The sequence below is a fragment of the Microlunatus parietis genome (assembly GCF_013407955.1).
GTDB classification, from domain to species: Bacteria; Actinomycetota; Actinomycetes; order Propionibacteriales; family Propionibacteriaceae; genus Microlunatus; species Microlunatus parietis.
The window spans coordinates 5,939,167-5,958,519 of record NZ_JACCBU010000001.1 but is presented as its reverse complement, the minus strand read 5'-3'; the positions used below and the strand labels follow the sequence as shown (position 1 = coordinate 5,958,519).

General features: G+C 70.3%; 15 protein-coding genes. 3 read left to right on the top strand and 12 right to left on the bottom strand.

The features are described from left to right. Nucleotides 1-2 precede the first annotated feature (2 nt). Entirely contained in the window at nucleotides 3-1,574 is a 1,572-nt protein-coding gene (locus BKA15_RS28695) for an N-acyl-D-amino-acid deacylase family protein (RefSeq protein WP_179756792.1), read from the top strand. A 6-nt stretch (nucleotides 1,575-1,580) separates the two neighbouring features. Here BKA15_RS28695 and BKA15_RS28690 read toward each other — a convergent pair whose 3' ends face one another. From BKA15_RS28690 to BKA15_RS28645, 10 genes are all read right to left on the bottom strand, one after another. Beyond that, the gene (locus tag BKA15_RS28690) at nucleotides 1,581-1,820 is read right to left on the bottom strand and encodes a hypothetical protein (protein WP_179756790.1); all 240 of its coding nucleotides are present in this window, start codon (nucleotides 1,818-1,820) and stop codon (nucleotides 1,581-1,583) included. Nucleotides 1,821-2,020: 200 nt separating this feature from the next. Continuing rightward, nucleotides 2,021-2,869, bottom strand: a complete 849-nt coding sequence (locus BKA15_RS28685) for a Gfo/Idh/MocA family oxidoreductase (protein WP_179756788.1) — start codon at nucleotides 2,867-2,869, stop codon at nucleotides 2,021-2,023. A gap of 38 nt (nucleotides 2,870-2,907) precedes the next feature. Continuing rightward, the gene (locus tag BKA15_RS28680; protein ID WP_179756786.1) at nucleotides 2,908-3,945 is read right to left on the bottom strand and encodes a Gfo/Idh/MocA family protein; all 1,038 of its coding nucleotides are present in this window, start codon (nucleotides 3,943-3,945) and stop codon (nucleotides 2,908-2,910) included. Nucleotides 3,946-3,975: 30 nt separating this feature from the next. After that, entirely contained in the window at nucleotides 3,976-4,932 is a 957-nt protein-coding gene (locus BKA15_RS28675) for a carbohydrate ABC transporter permease (RefSeq protein ID WP_246322443.1), read from the bottom strand. A 3-nt stretch (nucleotides 4,933-4,935) separates the two neighbouring features. Further along, entirely contained in the window at nucleotides 4,936-5,988 is a 1,053-nt protein-coding gene (locus BKA15_RS28670; RefSeq protein ID WP_179756784.1) for an ABC transporter permease, read from the bottom strand. 1,993 nt (nucleotides 5,989-7,981) lie between these two features. Then, nucleotides 7,982-10,597, bottom strand: coding sequence for an alpha/beta fold hydrolase (locus BKA15_RS28665; RefSeq protein ID WP_179756782.1), 2,616 nt, complete (start codon nucleotides 10,595-10,597; stop codon nucleotides 7,982-7,984). After that, complete coding sequence (locus BKA15_RS28660) at nucleotides 10,594-11,688, bottom strand: amidohydrolase family protein (protein WP_179756780.1); 1,095 nt, start codon at nucleotides 11,686-11,688, stop codon at nucleotides 10,594-10,596. Before BKA15_RS28660 ends, BKA15_RS28665 begins: the two co-directional genes overlap by 4 nt. Nucleotides 11,689-11,693: 5 nt before the next feature. Beyond that, complete coding sequence (gene ffh / locus BKA15_RS28655; RefSeq protein WP_179756778.1) at nucleotides 11,694-13,271, bottom strand: signal recognition particle protein; 1,578 nt, start codon at nucleotides 13,269-13,271, stop codon at nucleotides 11,694-11,696. A 68-nt stretch (nucleotides 13,272-13,339) separates the two neighbouring features. Continuing rightward, the gene (locus BKA15_RS28650) at nucleotides 13,340-13,897 is read right to left on the bottom strand and encodes a Uma2 family endonuclease (protein WP_179756776.1); all 558 of its coding nucleotides are present in this window, start codon (nucleotides 13,895-13,897) and stop codon (nucleotides 13,340-13,342) included. Nucleotides 13,898-13,906: 9 nt separating this feature from the next. Next, nucleotides 13,907-14,779 carry a phosphodiesterase gene (locus BKA15_RS28645; protein WP_281385323.1) on the bottom strand — a complete coding sequence of 291 codons (873 nt, stop codon included), beginning with the start codon at nucleotides 14,777-14,779 and terminating at the stop codon, nucleotides 13,907-13,909. 122 nt (nucleotides 14,780-14,901) lie between these two features. Here BKA15_RS28645 and BKA15_RS28640 point away from each other — a divergent pair, with 122 nt between their 5' ends. Continuing rightward, the gene (locus BKA15_RS28640; protein ID WP_179756774.1) at nucleotides 14,902-15,117 is read left to right on the top strand and encodes a hypothetical protein; all 216 of its coding nucleotides are present in this window, start codon (nucleotides 14,902-14,904) and stop codon (nucleotides 15,115-15,117) included. Here BKA15_RS28640 and BKA15_RS28635 read toward each other — a convergent pair. Next, complete coding sequence (locus BKA15_RS28635) at nucleotides 15,090-15,587, bottom strand: DoxX family protein (RefSeq protein ID WP_179756772.1); 498 nt, start codon at nucleotides 15,585-15,587, stop codon at nucleotides 15,090-15,092. The two genes, BKA15_RS28640 and BKA15_RS28635, sit on opposite strands and share 28 nt — an antisense overlap. 93 nt (nucleotides 15,588-15,680) lie before the next feature. On the opposite strand from BKA15_RS28635, the gene BKA15_RS28630 reads away from it, so the two are divergent. After that, nucleotides 15,681-16,589: a LysR family transcriptional regulator gene (locus tag BKA15_RS28630; protein WP_179756770.1), complete on the top strand. Its 909-nt coding sequence runs from the start codon at nucleotides 15,681-15,683 to the stop codon at nucleotides 16,587-16,589. Nucleotides 16,590-16,609: 20 nt separating this feature from the next. Here BKA15_RS28630 and BKA15_RS28625 read toward each other — a convergent pair whose 3' ends face one another. Next, a complete protein-coding gene (locus tag BKA15_RS28625) occupies nucleotides 16,610-19,342 on the bottom strand; it encodes a beta-glucosidase family protein (RefSeq protein ID WP_179756768.1) in 2,733 nt (910 codons plus the stop codon). Between the last annotated feature and the right edge of the window lie 11 nt (nucleotides 19,343-19,353).

Genomic DNA, 19,353 nt, shown 5'->3' with positions numbered 1-19,353 from the left:
TCATGACCGACCTCCTGATCACCGGCGGTACGGTGATCGACGGCACCGGCGACCCGGCCCGGGCGCTGGACGTCCTGATCAAGGACGACCGGATCGAGGCCCTGCTCGCACCGGGCACCCCGGTCGCCGCGGCCCGGGTGATCGACGCCGCCGGACAGGTCGTCGCCCCCGGCTTCATCGACGTCCACACCCACTCCGACGTCAGCATGCTGCTGGACGGCCGCGCCGAGAGCAAGGTCCACCAGGGCGTCACCACCGAGGTGACCGGCAACTGCGGCTTCTCCCCGTACCCGCTGACACCCGCGCGCCGCCATGATCAACTCGAGCTGCTGGCCGGCCTCGGCGACGACCCGATCGACCCGGGCTGGACCGACCTGGACGGCTACGCGGCCGCGTTCGCCGAGCGCGGCGTCGCGATCAACGTCGCGCCGCTGGTCGGCCACGGGCCGCTCCGGATCGCCGCCGCCGGGATGGCCGAGCGGGTCGACGCCGACCAGGTCCGGACCCAGCAGCGGTTGTTGGCGGAGTTGCTCGACCAGGGCGCCTTCGGGTTGTCCACCGGGCTGACGTACGTCCCCTCCGGCTTCGCCGAGACGACCGAGCTGATCGAGCTCTGCCGGATCCTGGCCCGGGCCGGCGCCCTCTATGCGAGCCACGCCCGGCACGAGGGCGTCGAGTCGATCGAGGAGGCCGCGCTGCTCGGCCGGACCACCGGGGTCCGGGTGCAGTACTCACACCTGGCGATCAACCACCCCGAGCGTTGGGGCGAGGCCGCGGAGCTGGTCGAGGTCTTCGATCGGCTCCGCGGCGCCGGGGTCGACCTGGCCTACGACGTCTATCCGTACGACGCGTCGGCCTCGGCCCTGACCCAATATCTGCCGGCCTGGGTGCAGGCGGGCGGCGTCGCGACGATGGCGGCGCGGCTGGCCGAGCCGGAGATCCGGCGCCGTGCGGCCGCCGACCTGGCCCGCGGTTGGGGACGCGGAGTGCCGTGGCTGTGGGACCGGGTGATCCTGTCCCGGACCGACGGGCTGTGCGGCGCCCGGGAAGGGCTGACCGTCGCGGAGGCCGCCGCCGAGCTGGACCGTTCCGAGCCGGACCTGGTGCTGGACCTGTGCCGAGCCGGCGGCAACCGGGTGCAGGTCGTGCTGCGGTACCGGACCGAGGCCGACATGCTGACCTTCCTGCGGCAGCCGTACGCCCTGATCGGATCCGACGGCTCCGCGCTGCCGTACCTGATCGATCGACGGCCGCACCCGCGCGCCTACGGAGCGCACGCTCGGATCCTCGGCCGCTACGTCCGTGATCTTGGTGTCCTCGAACTCGCCGCGGCGATCCGGCGGATGACCGGCGACGCCGCGGACCGCATCGGACTCACCGACCGCGGTCGGCTCCGGCCGGGCCTGGCCGCGGACGTCGTCGTGTTCGACCCGTCCACCGTGATCGACCGCGCGACGTTCCTGGACCCCGCTCAGCGGCCGGACGGCGTCCGGCACGTACTCGTCAATGGAACCGCAGTGATCGCCGACGGTCGTCAGACGCCCGCCTGTCCGGGACGGGTGCTGCGCCGCTGAAGCCGGTCAGCCCGCGAGCGGCTGCTCGCGACGCCAGGCGTGCCGATCGACGGTGTGCTCCCGTTGTCGCAATTCGCGGATGATCCGTTGCTCGGTCCGCGCCAGCTCGATCAGCGAGCCGTTGATCGGTTGTCGTTCGGAGTCATGTCCGTCGCCGCAGATTGCTGCCCGCCGAATCGTGTCCTCCGTGTCCGCGAGTCGAATGATCAACTCGCGCACCGACAGTCGTCCCAGATCGTCGTTCATAACCACCTCGAACAGTCCTCACCCGCACAGGGCCCCTCCCTGCTGCTCTCGGTCGTTACCGATTCTTGATGACACTCGGTGTGACTGTCAACACACGGATCACGAAGCGACCGGACTCGTCTCGCGCGACGTTGCTGTGGAACGCGAACTGCCGTTCCCCACGAGCACGGGCCCGTGGGGAACGGCAGGACGGCGTCGGGTCAGAGAGCGTTGCTGATGGTGGCCAGGAGGTTGACCGGGCTGAGCAGGCGCTCGACGTCGATGGGCGTACGGCTCTCCCAGACGTCGACGAACTTCGCCAGCAGCGGCGCGTTGTAGTCCTTGCCGAGGGTCAGCTCCTTGGCGACGATCGCGCCGGTGCCGATCAACTGGGCGTGGAACGGGATCCGGTAGTCGGCGCCCGGCACGACGAAGACGAACTCGACCTCGACGTCGCCGATCAAGGTCCGGGCCGTGACGGTGTCGCCGCGCCGGGTCACGTCGACGGCCTGGTCCACCCCGATCACCGGATTGCCGAGGATCTCGAGGGCGGCCTCGACGTGGTGGATGCCGTAGAAGAACAGCCCGGAGTATTCGCTGTCCGGGTCGGCCGGGCCGGAGACGGTGAGCCGGCGCAGTTCCTTGAGCTGGGGTGCGGCGGCGGCGAACTCGGCGATCTCCGGCACGAAGCGCAGCGCCGACGAGGAGTCCAGCGGGGTCTCGCTCGCCTGCGCCGCGGCGATGACTGCCTCGGCGTCGGCCGTCGTGGTCGCGAACGGCTTGTCCATCAGGACCGGCAGGCCGGCCTTGAGCAGCGGCTCGGCCTGCTCCCGGTGCCGGGCCCCGTCGCGGGTGCAGATCACCGCGGCGTCGACCTGGCCGATCAGGTCCTCCGGGTTGTCGACGATGATCGAGATGTCGCCGGCCTCGGCGAGCGCGTTGTTGCGTTCCGACGCGCCGCCGACGAGGGCAACGGCGCGGTAGCCGGGGTGCCGCTCCTCGGCGTTGAGCAGGCGGATGAAGTGGTCGGTGTGGGAGTTCTCGGTTCCGATGAAGCCGATGCGTTTCACGGTCGTCCTAATTCGCTGTGAGGTGGGTTGGCTGGAGGTCAGAGGAAGCCGGTCTGATTGCGGGCCTCGGCGATCACGCCGATCTGGCGGCGCACGCTGGCGGGCGTGACGAACAGGTCGGCACCCTCCCGCAAGGTGGCGTAAATCGTCCGGTAGTAGTTCTGGGTACGCTGCGCCGGCGGCGGCACCTCGATCGTCTCCTCCTGCCAGTCGATCGTCTCGGTGTAGCCGTACTTGCGGCCTTCGGGGGTGTCCGGGTCCGCCTCGAGTTCGGGCAGCGCGGCCGGGTCGAACCAGCGGACCTTGAGTTCCGACATCGAGCCGGTGATGCCTCCCGCCGTCCCGGCGATCAGCCAGTGGTCCTGCGGGTACGCGATCGCGGCGCTGGACTCGACCTCGACCAGCGGGCCCTTCTCCGGCCGCAGCACCAGCTTGACGTGGTCCTCGGCGTCGCCGGCCGACACGGTCCGGCGCAGGTCCGCGAACACCGACACCGGGCTGTCCCCGACCAGCAGCAGAAGTTGATCAAGGAAGTGCGACACGGTGTTCGGCAGCTCGCCGCCGCCCTTCGCACGCAGGGTCTGCCAGTCGGCCCGGCGGGCGAACCGGTGGATCGCCCGGCGTACCAACACCACCTCGCCGATCCGGCCGGAGTCGATGATCTCCCTGATCTTGAGGAACGAGGGCTCGAACCGGTTGTTCTGGAAGCAGGTGACCATCCGGCCGGCCTGCTCGGCCGCGGCGGTGAGCTGGTCGACCTCTTCGACCGACTGCGCCATCGGCTTCTCGATCACCACATGCTTGCCCGCCCCGAGCGCGGCCAGGGCGAGCGGCACGTGGGTGAACGACGGCGTGGCCACGACGACGAGCTCGACCTGCTCGTCGGCGATCAACTGCTCCGGCTCGGCGTACGTGGTCGCCCCGAAGTCGTTCGCCGCCTCCTGCTGGCGCTCCGGGAGCGGGTCGGCGACGGCGACTACCCGGAACTGGTCGGTCAGGTCCCGGAGGCCGGCGGCGTGGATGTTCCAACCGCTTCGGCCGAGGCCGATGATGCCGACTCTTACCTGTTCGGACAAGAAGGTTCTCCCCTTTGCATTGCGGACTGATCAGCCCTTGACGGCTCCGATGATCACGCCCTTGGCGAAGTGTTTCTGCAGGAACGGGTAGACCAGGCAGATCGGGACCAGGCTGACCACGAGGATCGCCATCTGCAGGGACTGCTGCGGCGGGATGTAGTCGCCCGGCAGGTCGACCCCGATCGAGGAGTTGTCCACCACATAGGTGCGCAGGACCAGCTGCAGCGGCCATTTCTCGGTCGAGTTGATGTAGAGCACCGCGTTGAAGAACGCGTTCCAGTACGACACCGCGTTGAACAGCGCGATCACCGCCAGCGCCGCCTTGGACAGCGGGACCATGATCGTGGTCAGGATCCGGAACTCGCCGGCACCGTCGATCCTCGCGGCCTCGATGATCTCCTTCGGCACCTCAAGGAAGAACCCGCGCATCAAGATCACCTGGAAGCCCGACACCATCGTGGGCAGGATCAACGCCCAGTACGAATCGATCAGGCCCAGCTGCTTCACCAGCAGATAGTTCGGGATCATGCCGGCGGAGAACAGCATGGTGAACAGCACCATCAGCAGGATCGGCCGGTGCGCGAACGTCCCGGGCCGCGACAGGGCGTACGCGAGCATCGTGACCACCGTGACCGAGAGCGCCGAGCCGACCACCGTGATCAGGATCGACACGATCGTCGCCCGGGTCACCACCCCGCCCCTAAAGATCGCCTCATAGGCGGCGAACGTCGGGTTGGTCGGGAACAGCACGTAACCGCCGGCGGCGTTGATCTGCTCCTGGTCGGCCAGGCTGGTCGAGATCACCGCGACGAACGGCATGATCACCAACAGCGACGCGATCAGCAGCACGACCCCCTTCAGCATCCGGATCGGGATGCTGGGCGGCTTCGCGCCGTTGATCGCCCGCAGCCGGTCGCTCTGCGACATGCCCGGGATGGTGACCGGCTTGCGCCGCTTCCGCGGCGAGGACGTGGTTGTCGTAGCCATGATTCAGTCCTTCGTCGAGTAGACGCCGCGTTCACCGAAGATATGGGCCACCTTGTTCGCCCCCAGCACCAACGCTGTGCCGACCAGGCCCTTCACCAACCCGACCGCGGCCGACGCACCCCAGTTGCCGCCCACGATGCCCCGGTTGTAGACGTAGGTGTCGAGGACTTCGGAGGCCTCCAGCCCGACCGGCCCCTGCTGCAGGAAGATCTGCTCGAACCCGACCGTCAGCGCGTCACCGAGCCGCAAGATCAGCAACAGGATGATCACGCCACGGATCGCCGGCAACGTGACATGCCACAACTGCCGTAACCGCCCGCCGCCGTCCACCGCGACCGCCTCGTACAAGTCAAGATCGACCCGCGAGATCGCCGCCAGGAAGATGATCGTGCCCCACCCGGCGTCCTTCCAGATGATCTGCGAGGTGATCAACGGAATGAACAGGCTCGGTTCACCGATGATGTTCATCGTGAAGAAATCGTTCTGCCGGGCCCACGTGTTGTAGAGACCCGCATTGCCCAGCATGTGCTGGAAGATCGCGACCACGATCACCCACGACATGAAGTGCGGCAGATACAAGATCGACTGCACGACCCGCTTGATCTTCTCGCCCAGCAACGAGTTCAACAGCAACGCCAACGCAATCGGCACCGGGAACACGAACACGATCTGGACCAGCGAGATGATCAACGTGTTCTTCAACGCGTTCAGAAAGTACGGATCACCGTTGAAGATGATCTCGAAGTTCTCCAAGCCCACCCACGGGGCCTCCCAGATCCCCAGATACGGCTGGTAGTCCTTGAACGCGATCACATTGCCCAGCAACGGGATGTAATGGAACAGCACCACCAGCACAACCCCCGGCACCGCCAGCAGCAACAAGGACTTGTCGCGCCAGAACCGGGTGAACAGGGAGAGTTGCCGGTCCGGCGGCGTCCCCGCCTTCCGACCCTTGGGTTTGCCGCGGCCGGCGTCGACCGTGTCGCGAGCTTGCAGCTCGGCGTTGGTCGGCTCGTTTCCGGCGCCGATTGCGGCGTCGGCCCTCTGCGAGCTCATGCCACCTCCCTCTTCCCTGAGCGTCTACCCCTGGCATCGCTGCCCCGGGTTCCACCCGCTCGCCGCGCGGGGTGGTGGCCCCGAGTTTCCCCCGGCGAGATTCGACTGTCAACACAGAGATTTCGGTGATTGAAATCCTGTCGCGAGCCTCGCCAGGTCTCGTCCAGCACGCTATTGCAACCGATTGCAAATAGCAAGGGTGGGCCACGTAAATGATCTGTTACGCCCCCACCACCCCACCCGCCGACCAGGCACAACGGCAGGCGTTTTGGGCGGCGTGTCGCTGCAATATTGACCTGTCGGCAGGCTGACCCCCTGGCCTCCCTCCGCGACCATTGTGCGCATCCGAGCCTGGTTCCACGGTCGAGGACTGGAGCAGCCGTCGCGGAAGTGAGCAACCGTCGTCGCCCGGAGCAACCGTCACGGAACGCACCAGCGGCCACGGACCGGACCCGCGCCCGCCGACCGGAGCAGCGGACCACTTCGCTCACGCTTCTCCGGCGCCGCAATCGGCAGTCGCCACGTAACGCGACGGCGGGTGGCTTGGACCGGCGATGCCGCCATCGCCGCATCGAGGGTGCGACCGCTAGCTCGCCAACGAGCAGCGCGATAGTCCAGGCCCTGACCGCGAGCGCAGTCGCATTCTCGTCCCTCCGCGTTCAGCCGTCGATGTCGGCCGGCGACTTCCTGGCTGGCGCGGGAGTGCTGGGTCGAGCGTCGGGCGGCCGCGGTCGGGTAGTGAGTTCCCGCCCGGCCAGTGAGGGTGCTGCAGAATTCGGTCCGTAGAAGCATCGCCGAAGATCTTGCGGGTCCCTGCCCTGCTCAAGGCGCACGATCGGAGTGAATTTCAGCCGGTCAGTCGCGGCGGAAATCCACAGCGGTCGGGTCGTGAGGTGGACGCCATGAGCGGACCGGTGCCACTGACCCGTTGCGCAACGGCACGAGGCGATCCGCGCCACTCCCCCTTCGCTGAGCGCGGGCGGACTCGGCGGTCAGGGCGTCCCCTCGACGACGTCAACGCACCAACAAGATCTTTCGCGGCGTCGCCCGACGGTACCGAATCCGCAACAGGCTCCAGTCACGGCGGAGATTCACCCACGACCTCAGGGGTGGGCCGGCGCCGGAGAGCGGGGCAGTAGGTGCCGAGATATCGACGTCCTGGGCGTCTCCCCGGAGAGCCCGGCGGGTCGCTCCAGACCGGACCCCCCCACTCCGAGCTTCGCGGCTCCGCGCCGCCGGTCCGGCCGAGGTGCCGAACCGGCCGCAACCTTCCGCAACAGCCACTACCCGCGGCCGAACCTCACCACAGCGTCGACCAGGTCGCATTCCAGCGGGAACGTGACGGCGGGCGGGGCCGAACCCGGCCGCAGGCCGCGCTCATCGCGCTCACCGCGCTGCCGACTCGCTCGTGTCGACAGCGAGCGGACGCTGAGGGCAGCCAAACGTGCCCAGGGACTGCCCTTTGGGTCCGCTCGATGAGGTCGGATGCGGTGCGACGCAGATCCTGAGCAGATCGGGTTCATCTCTCGCCCCTCGGCGAGATTGCGGCCCAACTCGGCGGAGTCGCCTCGCACCGAGCATCCCGCCGCACCACCCTTTCCCCGGCAGTCGTGGGGTTCTTACCCGCACGTGTCGAGGGATCGGGCGACGATCGCCGCGGGTACGCCGCCGAGTGGACCGCTTGACCGGCCGAACGGCTCAAAACCCGGTCAAGGCGTCCGCTCAGTTCATCCACGGAGTCTCGCCTTGCCGCTCCGCGATGCTGCTGGCATCCGCTTCGGTCGCGGAGGCGTCGAGCCGGACCCGGATGCTCGACCGATCGGTCCGGCGGAATTCGCTGGCCTAGTGTCGTCGCACAGCACCACGAGGTCACCCGGTGCCCCGCCCGCCGAACCCGTACGAGCGTTCGCCACCCAGCCACCCGACACCGACAGGTCACTAACGCAGCGACACGCCGCCAGAATGCCTGCTTTTGTGACTGGTCGGCGGATGGTCAGGGGGTGATCAGGCGGAGGAAGACTTCTTCCAGGGGGCGGTCGTGGCGTTCGGTGAGTTCCACGACGGAGCCGGCGAGGACGACTCGGCCTCGGTTCATCATGACCACGTGGCTGCAGGTCAGTTCGACCTCGCCGAGCAGGTGGCTGGACAGCAGGACGGTCCGGCCGGCGGCGGCGTAGTCGGCGAGGACGGCGCGCATCGCCTTGATCTGCGGCGGGTCGAGGCCGTTCACCGGCTCGTCCAAGATCAACACCTGGGGCAGGCCGAGCATCGCCTGGGCGATGCCGAGGCGCTGCCGCATGCCATGGCTGTAGCCGCGTACCCGTCGCTGGGCGGCGGTGCCGAGGTCGGCGATCCGGAGCACCTCGTCGAACTTCGCCTCCTGCTCCGGGCGGCCGGTGGCGGCCCAGTAGGCCCGCAGGTTCTCCTCGCCGGACAGGTGCGGCAGGAAGCCCGGGCCCTCCACCAGGGCGCCGACCGAGCGCAGCACCGGCGCGCCGGGGCGGACCGTGCGGCCGTGGACGTACGCGCGGCCGGCGTCGGGCCGGATCAGTCCCATCAGCATCCGGATCGTGGTGGTCTTGCCGGCGCCGTTCGGCCCGAGCAGCCCGACCACCTGGCCCGGCTCCGCGGTGAACGAGACGTCGTGAACCGCCAGCACCCGCTCCTTGGTCAGCCGGTCTCGGTAGCTCTTGGTCAGGCCGTCGACGGCGAGGGGCGTGTCCCGCAGTTCGGCCCGTTCGACGTCGGCGCGGGCCTGCAGGAAGCCGCGGAGCCGGCCGATCCCGATCGCCGCCAGGGCCGCCAGGGCGAGCACCCCGACCGTGATCGGCAGCCAGGCCGGCACCGAGAACCGCTGCTCCGGCTCCACCTCGACCGGCGTCAGTGTCGGCAGCACCAGTGACCGGTCCAGCAGTTCCAGCTCGTAGTCGGCCGCCTCGTCGGGCAGTGCGTAGGCCTGATCGGTGCTGGAGATCACCAGCTGGGCCCGGTGGTTGACCGGGTAGCGGTGCGCGATCGGCGGCAGGTTGATCATGACGTCGGTCGGCACGCCCGGCTTGAGTCCCTCCAGCCGGATCGGTGCGACGGCCAACCCGGGCAGGACCGCGCTGGAGGGCGCCGGCGCCCCCGAACTCGTACTGTCCGGGCCGAGGTCCCAGATCGAGGCGAACAGGGTCGCCGACGTGGTCGACGGCGTGAGCCGGATCCGTGCTCGCGCGCTGCCGACCACGGTGAGCGGTTCGTCCAGCGATTCGCTGGTGAAGGTGACCGACTGCCCGGGCAACACCCCGATCCGGTACGCCTCGGTGCCGGTCAACGAGGCGATCTGCGGGCCGAGGCCGGGCAGGCTGGTCAGCGCCGCCGGCACCCCGCCGGGCGGCGCGATCATCCGCTGCGCGTCGCCGTCGAGGCTCAGCGAGCCGGTCACCATCGCCGGCGCGCCGCGGCCGGGATAGGCGGCACCGGTGAGCCGGTCCGTCGGCCGGTCGGCACCGTTGGCCCGGCCGGTCGGGATGTCCACGGCGAACGCCGGACCCGGGTCGGTCTGCTCCCCCTTCAGATGGCGGCCGAACCAGGACTCCAGTTCCGCGGTCATCGGATCGAGCGCGATGGTGCCGTCGTGCCCGCCGTCCACCCAGACCATCCGGGCCGGCGTCCCGGCCGGCAGTCCACGCAGGTTGGCGTCGGCGTGATCGAGCGGGAACAACGTGTCCTGCTCGCCGGCGATGATCATGGTCGGCGCGCTGATCCGGCCCAGCACGGACTGCGGACTCGACTGGCCGAGCAGCTCCACCAGTCTGGCGTTCGGCCGGCCGGTCTGGGCGGTCTCCAGATAGGCCCGGCACAGGTCGAGCGAGAACCGGCCGCACAGGGACCGGTCGGCCGGCACGTTCGGGTCGTCGGGTCGGCTGGTGTCGAGGAAGAACAGCGACGCCCAACGGGCCTTGAACACGCCGGCCGTGTCGATCGACTCGACCTGCGCGGGCGCTTCCTGGGTGCCGTCGCTGGCGTACTGCGGGAACAGGGCGTGCGGCAGGCTGTTCCAGGTGAACGCGGGCGCGATCGCGTCCACCCGCGGATCGGCGCCGCCGAACAGGGTCACCGCTCCGCCGTACGAGACCCCGGCCAGACCGATCACCGGGTCGTTGTCGCCGGTGCGCTGGACCTCCGGCAGCGTCGCCGCGTAGTCGATGATCTTGGTCAGGTCGGCCACCTCGAAGTCCGGATGATCAAGGTGGATCAGGCCGCCGGAGGAGCCGAAGCCGCGGGCCGTGTAGGTGATCACGGTGTAGCCGGCCGCAGCGAGCCGCCGGGCCGTCTCCGCGCTGTCGCCCTTGCTGCCGTTGAACCCATGGCTGAGTACGACCGCCGGCTGCGCCTCGCCCGGCCGAGTCGTGAACACGGAGGCGTCCAGCTCGACCGGCCCGCCGTCGGTCCCGGCCGGCTCGCTCGCCGGCTCCGGGGTGCCGGCGATCCGGATCGGCGTCTCCACGACCTCCTCGGCCCGGGCAGCCGCGGGTACGGAGAGCAGACCGCAGGTCAGCAGCAGCGCCAGCAGGATCCTGGTCGCGGCCCCGCGGCGGCCGGGGCGCGGGCGGTGACCGGTCAACGACCTGCCCCCGGGAGGAAGCGGTGGGTACGACCGAGCACCACGTGGCGCGGACCGGTCAGGACGGACGGGTCGGCCCGCGGATCGGCCGGGTAGCAGACGAGTTCGGCCCGCTCCCCCGGCACCGGCCGGTCGGGCCGGCCGAGCCAGCGCCGTGCCGCCCAGGAACCCGCGGCCAGAGCCGCCGGTGCACCGATCACGTCGGCCATCCGGGCGATCTCGGTCCCGATCAGTCCGTGCGGCTGGTAGCCGCCGGCGTCGGTACCGGCATAGATCGGCACTCCGGCGTCCCGGGCGTCGGCCAGGATCCCGCGATGCCCGGCCTGCAGGGCCCGCATATGCTTCGCGTACGCGGGGAACTTCGGCTCCCCCTGCGCCGCGAACCGTTCGAACAGGCCGACCTGGATCATCGTCGGCACCAGCGCGATCTGCCGCTCGGCCATGATCGCGATGCCCTCGGTGGTCAGGCCGGTGCCGTGCTCGATGCCGTCCACCCCGGCGATGATCAACTCATGCGTGGCCTGCTCGCCGAACACGTGCGCGGTGACCCGGACACCGAGTTCGTGGGCCCGGGCGATCGCCGCCGTCGCGACCTCGACCGGCCACAGCGGAGCAAGATCACCGAGGTCGCGGTCGATCCAGTCGCCGACCAGCTTGACCCAGCCGTCGCCGGCCGCCGCCTGCCGCTCCACCGCGGTGATCAACTCGGCCGGCTCGATCTCCTCGGCGAAGTCGCGCAGATAGCGCTTCGGCCGGGCCAGGTGCCGGCCGGCCCGGATGATCTTGGGCAGATCGTCCCGGTCGTCGATCCAGCGGGTGTCGGACGGCGAGCCGGCATCCCGGATCAGCAGCGCCCCGGCGTCCCGGTCGGCGATCGCCTGCGCCTCGGCGGTGGCCCAGTCCACGGCGCCGCCGGAATCCAGGCCGACGTGGCAGTGCGCGTCGACCAGGCCGGGCAGGATCCAGCCGCCGGTCATGATCGTGACGGCGCCGGCGACCGGCGTGTCGCTGAGCTTTCCGTCGACGATCCAGAGTTCGCTGGTCTCGTCCGACGGTAGCAGCGTGCCGGTGAGATGCAGCCGATCCGGCACGGACCCTACTTGCCCTGGTTGTTGATCATCTTGCCGAGACCGGGCGGCAGCTGGAAGTCCTTGATCGCCTGTTCCAGCTGCTCCTGGTCCATTCCGGCACCGAAGGCGGCGGCCGGGTCGACCGCCTGCTGATCTTGTCCCTTGGCCGCGGCCGCGCGCTTGGCCGGGTTGCCGGAGACCTTCTTGCCGCGCTTGTTCTTCTTGCCCTGCTTGGCCGCCGGACGCTTCGCGGCTCCGGGCAGTCCCGGCATGCCCGGCATCCCGGGCATGCCCTTACCGTTGGCCAGCTGCGACATCACCTTGCGGGCCTCGAAGAACCGGGTGACCAGGCTGTTCACGGCGGACACCTCGACACCGGAACCGCGCGCGATCCGGGCCCGGCGCGAGCCGTCGATGATCTTGGGGTTGTCCCGCTCGGCCGGCGTCATCGAGTGGATGATCGCCTCGATCCGGTCGACTTCCTTCTCGTCGATCCCGGCGATCTGGTCCTTCATCTCGCCCATCCCCGGCAGCATGCCGAAGATCTTGGACAGCGGGCCCATCTTGCGCACCATCTGCATCTGCTGCAGGAAGTCCGACAGCCCGAACTCGCCGCCGCCCTTGCTGGTCAGCTTGGCCGCCGCCTTCGCCGACTGCTCGGCGTCGAACGTCTTCTCGGCCTGCTCGATCAGGGTGAGCATGTCGCCCATGCCGAGGATTCGGCTGGCCATCCGGTCCGGGTGGAAGAGGTCGAAGTCGCCGACCTTCTCGCCGTTGGAGGCGAACATGATCGGCTTGCCGGTGGCCTTCGCGATCGACAGGGCCGCGCCGCCGCGGGCGTCGCCGTCGAGCTGGGTGAGGACGACACCGTCGAAGCCGACGCCTTCGGCGAACGCGTTGGCCGTGTTGACCGCGTCCTGGCCGATCATCGCGTTGACGACGAACAGGGTCTCGTCCGGGTTGACGGCGTCCCGGATCGCCGAGGCCTGCTGCATCAGTTCGGTGTCGACACCGAGCCGGCCGGCGGTGTCGACGATCACCACGTCGTAGAGCTTGCGCTCCGCCTCGCCGATCGAGTCGCGCGCGACCTTGACCGGATCGCCGACCCCGGAACCCGGCTCCGGAGCGAAGACCTGCACCCCGGCCCGCTGCCCGACCACCTGCAGCTGATCGACCGCGTTCGGCCGCTGCAGGTCGGCGGCGACCAGGAGCGGCGAATGGCCCTGCTCCTTCAGCCAGTACGCCAGCTTGCCGGCCAGCGTGGTCTTGCCGGCGCCCTGCAGGCCGGCCAGCAGGATCACGGTCGGCGGCCGCTTCGCGAACCGGATCGTCCGGGTCTCGCCGCCGAGGACGTTGATCAGTTCCTCGTTGACGATCTTGATGATCTGCTGGGCCGGATTCAGCGCACCGCTCAGCTCAGCGCTCTGGGCCCGCTCCCGGATGGCGCTGATGAAGTCCTTGACCACGGCCAGCGCGACATCCGCCTCGAGCAGCGCCCGCCGAATCTCGCGCGTGGTCGTGTCGATGTCGGCCTCGGTGATCCGGCCCTTGCCGCGCAGGTTCTTGAACGTCGCGGCGAGCCGGTCTTGCAGTGTGTCGAACACGAGCTTCCTCAGTGTGCAGGGATCCCTATCCCCGCCAGCCTAACGGTGCGGCCAATCCGCCGCGGCGTTCAGTCGACCAGCCGGGCCGGATTGGCCACCACGTGGTACGGACTCGTCGGGCACAACTCGGTGTCCCCTTCGGCGCGGCCGGCCTCCCGATACCGCCCGTCGACCATGTCCCACATCACGATCGAGGGTGCGTCCGGATCGACCACCCAATAGTTCGGGCAACCCGCGTCCTCATACCGGCCTCGCTTGAGGTCGAGGTCGAACCGGTGCGTCTCTGGCGACAACACCTCGACGACCAGATCCGGCATTCCAGCCAGGTGAACCTCACCCAGCCGATCCCGTCGGACAACCAGGAGGTCCGGGCGCAGCACGGAGTCCTCGGAGATGTCGATGTTCAGCGGACCGGGCAGCACCTCGAGCTCGGGCGGGCAGTCGCGGTGGAGCAGCATCATGAGGTTGAGCAGGGCGCGCTGATGCAGCCAGGTCGGTGTCGGGCTCACGATCAGCACGCCGTCGAGAAGCTCAGAGCGCCTGCCGTCGTCGGGCAGTAGTTCGAGATGCGCCTTGGTGAACGGCTCGCCGGGCCGGGGCCAGGTCGCCTGGGCGTGAGCGGTCATGACCTGAGATTAAACGGAGGCGCTGACACCTTCCCGCTGCTCCAGCCGGGGCGTCCATTCCGACACCGTCGGGTACGCCTCGATCGGCACCACGGAGTGCACGACGCGGTCGCCGTACACGTGGATCAGGTTGTACGCCTGCGCACCGTCCTGGCCCCGCGCCCCGGGGTGGGCAACACCGAGATCCTGGGTGTAACACGTGGCCGAGGCGACCGAGACCGGGACGCCGGCGAACAGGCTGGTCGTCGAGTAGTGCAGGTGGCCGGCCAGGATGCCGCGGACGTCGGTGCCCGGCAGCATCGCCGCCAGCCAGCCCTCCTCGCGCAACTCGATGGTGCCGGCGACGGCGACCGGGCTGGGGATCGGCGGGTGGTGCAGGGCGAGCAGGGTGCCGTCCGGCGCCGGCCGGCCCAGTGTGTCCCGCAGCCAGACCAGCTGGTCGTCGGTCAGGTCGCCGTAGTGCTCGCCGGGCACGGTCGAGTCCAGCACGACGATCCGCAAGCCACCGACCTGATGCACCCGGTCGTACGGTTCCTCGGTCGGTTCGAGGTCCAGCAGCTCGGACCGGAAGGCGGGCCGCCGGTCGTGGTTGCCCATCACCCAGACCAACTCGGCTCCCAGCTCGGCCGCGAACGGCTCGACCAGCGCGCGCAGCCGTCGGTACGCGTCGGGCCGGCCGGTGTCGGCCAAGTCGCCGGTGAGGATGATCGCGTCCGGCTTGATCTCCGACCCGCGGACCCGATCCAGCAGCCGCTCCAGCTGCCCGTCGCAGTCGATCTTGCCGTAGAGCCGCTCGTCGTCGCCGACGAAGTGGGTGTCGCTGAGGTGGAGCAGCGTGTAGTCGGGGCTCGGGTACTGACTGCCGTACTCGTTCATGATCATCGGTCTACCGGGGCAAGGTTGAGCCTGGATGTCCGGCACGCAAACCGGTGCCATAGATTTCGGGTCAGCATGCGATCACGGGCTCGACGCTGGCGGTCGGTGTGCTCGGGAGCTGTGCCCTGGTGCCGCTGGTCGTGCTCGGCCTGTACGGCGGCGCACTGGTGGACACCGACGACCGCCGCAAGGTCGGCGAGCTGGTCCTGGGCGCCGAGGCGAACTGGTTCGGCGAGCACTGGGCGGCCGTGATCGGCGGCCTCACGTGCGTCGTCGTGCTGGGGGTCGTGCTCGCCGCCCAACGGAGGTCCCTGGCCTACGACGCCCGCGATCCCAAGCCCTGAAGCTCGGGCTCGGCCGTCCGGCGCGGACCGATCAGGCGGCCCAGGACATGATCAACGGCGAGCCGGCCCGGGCCGGTCAGCACCAGCGTCAGCGCCGCCGCGGCCATGATCAACGCGAAGCCGGACCCGCTGCCGTCCTCGGCCAGCACCAGCGGCTGCCCCGGATGGACGAAGATCAACGCGCCGGCCATGACGACGACCAGGCCGAGCCCGGCGAGTCTGGTGATCAAGCCCGCGATCAGGGCGATGCCGCCGAGGAACTGCATGAAGGCGCCGAACGGCGCGGCGAGCTCGGGCACCGGGATCCCGGCGCCGCGGTAGTTCTCCACGTTGACGCCGACGCCGCCCTCCTGGCTCAGGTCGCCGAAGCCGTGGGCGATGAAGACGGCGCCGGCGGCGCAGCGCAGCACGAGCAGGCCGGCGTCCGCCGCCCGCTGCCGGTTGTCGTCGGTCAGGAAGTTGCTGATCATGGTGATCTCCTTGGCTGGGTTCACCCTCGACGGTGCCGCACCGGGCCGGTTCCTGGGAAAGACCGGCTTGGTCCTGTCCCATACCCTGCCGGTATGGACGGGCCGAGTGACCGGGAGCTGCGCTACTTCGTTGCGGTGGCCGAGGAGCTGAACTTCACCCGCGCCGCCGAGCGGCTGGGGATGGCCCAGCCGCCGCTGTCCCGGGCGATCCGCCAGCTGGAGCGGCGGCTCGGCGCCGACCTGTTCGTCCGGGACGGCCGGCAGGTCCAGCTGACCGACTTCGGGGCCGGTCTCGTCGAGGAGGCCCGGCACGCGCTGGACGTGCTGGACTCGCTGGGCCGGCGGGCGCGCCGGGCGGCTCGTCCGAGCCCGACCGTCGTCGTCACCGCCAAGCCCGGGCACCCCACCGAACTGCTGCGCCAGATCGCCGACAGCTACGCCGGCCGGCCGGGCGCCCTGCCGGTGGAGTTCCTGGTCAGCGGCTATCGGGCGCAGGCCGACCTGGTCCGGGAGGGCCGTGCGGATCTGGCCCTGCTCAGTTCGCCCTTCGAGCTGGGCGGCCTCGACTTCGAACCGCTGACCAGTCAGCCGCGGGTCGCCGCGGTCCCGGCCGGCCACCCGCTGGCCCGGCGGACCGCTCTGCGCTGCCGCGATCTCGCCGGCGAACCGGTCCCGCGGTGGCCGGACGAGTCCGTGGCGGAGCGCTCGTACTGGACCGGCCGGGACGGCGATGGCGGCGCGAACGAGGATCCGCCGGGCGGGCCCCGGGTCAGCGATCCGAGCCAACTGCTCGAAGTGATCGGCCTCGGCCAGGCCGTCGCCCTGATCCCGGCCACGCTGGCCGAACGCAACCCGCGCCCCGACATCGCCTACCGGCCGGTGGTCGACGCGAGCCCGTACCGGATCACGATCGCCTGGTCCGCCGGCTCACGGTCCCGTCCGATCGCCGACCTGGTCCGGATCGCGACCTCCCGGTTCGGCGAGCTGAGCAAGCTCGGCTGACCGCGATCGACCTCGGGCCTTCAGTCGGCCCGGATCGTGTCGACCGCCGCCCGCACCAGCCGGAGCCGGAGCTCACCGCCGGGTCCGCGCGCCGGCAGCCGCCGGGTCTGCCAGGTCTCGGTGGCCGGGACCGAACCCAGCGACCGGCCGTCGAGCGTCACCTCGACCCGGCCGTCGACACGGCCCGAGCGGCGCACCCGGAACTCGAGATGATCATGGTCGCCGAGGTCGACCGACCTGAAGCTGATCATGCCGTCCGTCGCCGCCACGATCTCACCGCGCAACGGTTCCCGCGGCGCCAGCCGGGCCCGCTCGCAGTGATCGAAGGCGGCCGCCGGCACCGGAGTGGTCAGGTCGTGCGGGCCGACCTCCTCGCCGTCCAGCAGCACGGTGACGGTGCCGCGGAGGTCGTCGGCGGCGGCCCCGATGCCGATGTCGTACGAGCCTCGTTCGATGATCGACTTCGACCGGGTGACATCGAAGATCATGAACGCCTCCGGCCGCAGCGTGATCTCGACGATCCGGCTCTCCCCCGGCTCGAGCCGGACCCGCCGCCAGCCGGCCAGTCGGCGCGGGAACGGCAGCCGGTGCTCCGGTGCGCTGACGTAGGCCTGCACCACCTCGACCGCGGGGCGGTCGCCGACGTTGCCGACCCGCACCGACACGCGGTCCGGCGGGTCGGCGGAGTTGATCTTGAGATCGCCGTACTCGACCCGGGAGTAGCCGAGTCCGTGCCCGAAGGCGTACAGGGGACGCTGGTCCGAGTACCAGTAGGTGGCGCGGCTCCTGATGATGTCGTAGTCGAACAGGTCGGGCAGCCGGTTGTCCGGAGCCGGCCAGGTCTGCGCCAGCCGGCCGCCCGGCTCGACGGCGCCGGTGATCACGTCGACCAGCCCGTGCCCGAGTTCCTGCCCGGCATGGCAGGTCCAGACGACGGCCGCCGTGCCGGCCTCGTCCCCGTCCAGCGCGTACGGGTAGCTGGAGACGATCGCCAGCAGCACCCGCTCGTTCACCGCCCGGGCGATGCGGAGCAGCGCCGACTGCGGCTCGGGCAGGGCCAGGTCGGGCCGGTCGGCGGTCTCCCGGCCCAGCAGGTGCGGCTCGTTGCCCGCGGTCACGATCACCGTCTCCGCCCAAGCCGCCGCCGCGGTGACCTCGGCCCGGCCGTCGACGATCACCTCGAGCCGGAAGCGGGTCGCGTCGGCGAGGTCGAGGTGCTCCGCGGACAGCCCGCCGGCGACATCGACCCGCAGCCATTTCCCGGTGCCGAGGTGACGGATCGACCAGGTGCCGTCGCCGTGGCGATGCAGCCGGAAGCTCTCCTGGACCACCCAGCCGCCGACCCGCTCGGCCTCGGCCCGGACCCAGCGGCCCTTCGGCACGGTCCAGAGCCGGCCGTCGTCGGCGGTGAAGGTGATCACGCCGTGGCCCCAGTCGGTGATCGCGAACACCGCGGCCGGTTCCGGAGTCCCGTCCTCGGACGTCAGCCCGTCGGCCACCAGTCGGCCGTCCCGGTTGCGGAGCAGGCCGTCCCGCCCGATCGGCTGCAGCGTCACCCGGTCCGCGCCGTCGGCGACCCGGACCTCGCCGTCGGTCCCGACGGCTTCCCGGAGCGCCTCGGCCAGCGAGACGGTGTAGGGCGGGGTGCCCGAGTACCAGTCGGTCAGCACCCGGTGCGCGAACGGCCCGGTCACCGCGATCCGGCCGCGCGGCGGCAGCGGCAGCAGGCCGTCGTTGCGCAGCACCACCGCCCCCGCCGCGGCCGCCTCCCGGGCCAGCTCCCGGTGCTGCGGCCGATCAAGATCATCGGGCCCGATGCCCGCGTACGGATCATGATCATCGAGCTCGCCCAGCCGCTCCCGGAGCCGCAGCACCCGTTCCACGGCCCGGTCCACGTCGGTGATCGTGATCAGGCCGGCATCAAGCGCGCCGCGCAGCCGCTCCAGCGTCGGCCCGGAATCCCGGCCGTTGTCGGTGAAACTGTCCATCCCGGCCCGCAGGGCGGCGGCATGCGACTGAAGATGATCATCGAAGTAGGCCTGCGAGTCGGCCAGATTGCCCGGCGCGAAGGCGTCCGAGACGACCAGCAGCGAGTCGGGAGTCCAGGACCGCAGTTCGTCCAGCAGGTCGGCGCTGACGTGGGCCGGCCGGCCGTTGATCAGGTTGTACGACGCCATCACCGCACCGACGGCACCGGCCGCGATCGGACCGCGGTAGGCGGGCAGTTCGTACTCGTGCAGCACCCGGCGCCGCAGCTGGGAGTCGCTGACGTCGCGGTCGGCCTCGTTGTTGTAGCCGCAGAAGTGCTTCACCGTCGGCACCACCCGCCAGCGGCGCGGGTGATCGCCGCGCATCCCGGCCGCATAGGCGCCGGCCAGCTCGGCGGTCAGCCACGGGTCCTCGGAGAAGCCCTCCTCGTTGCGTCCCCAGCGCGGATGCCGGAGCGGGTTCACCACCGGCGCCCAGGCGTTCAGGCCGATACCGGGGTCAGCCGCGTGCTTGGCCCGGAGCTCGGTCCCCACCACGTCCCCGACCCGGTGCAGCAATTCCGGATCCCAGCTGGCCGCCATCCCGACCGGCTGCGGGAACACGGTCGCGATGCCCTCCCAGGCCACCCCATGGGCGGCCTCGGCACCGGTGTGGAAGGCGGCCAAGCCGTGCCGCGGCAACGCCGGAACGGCCTGGTGCAGCAGGGCGAGCTTCTCCTCGACGCTGAGCTCTGCGAGCAACGCTGCCACCGGATCGGCCACCATGCCAACTCCTC

Coding starts and splice junctions, on each gene's coding strand:
- BKA15_RS28695 (WP_179756792.1), top strand. CDS start 3: ATGACCGACCTCCTGATCACCGGCGGTACGGTGATCGACGGCACCGGC.
- BKA15_RS28690 (WP_179756790.1), bottom strand. CDS start 1,820: ATGAACGACGATCTGGGACGACTGTCGGTGCGCGAGTTGATCATTCGA.
- BKA15_RS28675 (WP_246322443.1), bottom strand. CDS start 4,932: ATGGCTACGACAACCACGTCCTCGCCGCGGAAGCGGCGCAAGCCGGTC.
- BKA15_RS28670 (WP_179756784.1), bottom strand. CDS start 5,988: ATGAGCTCGCAGAGGGCCGACGCCGCAATCGGCGCCGGAAACGAGCCG.
- BKA15_RS28650 (WP_179756776.1), bottom strand. CDS start 13,897: ATGACCGCTCACGCCCAGGCGACCTGGCCCCGGCCCGGCGAGCCGTTC.
- BKA15_RS28645 (WP_281385323.1), bottom strand. CDS start 14,779: ATGATCATGAACGAGTACGGCAGTCAGTACCCGAGCCCCGACTACACG.
- BKA15_RS28635 (WP_179756772.1), bottom strand. CDS start 15,587: ATGATCAGCAACTTCCTGACCGACGACAACCGGCAGCGGGCGGCGGAC.
- BKA15_RS28630 (WP_179756770.1), top strand. CDS start 15,681: ATGGACGGGCCGAGTGACCGGGAGCTGCGCTACTTCGTTGCGGTGGCC.
- BKA15_RS28625 (WP_179756768.1), bottom strand. CDS start 19,342: ATGGTGGCCGATCCGGTGGCAGCGTTGCTCGCAGAGCTCAGCGTCGAG.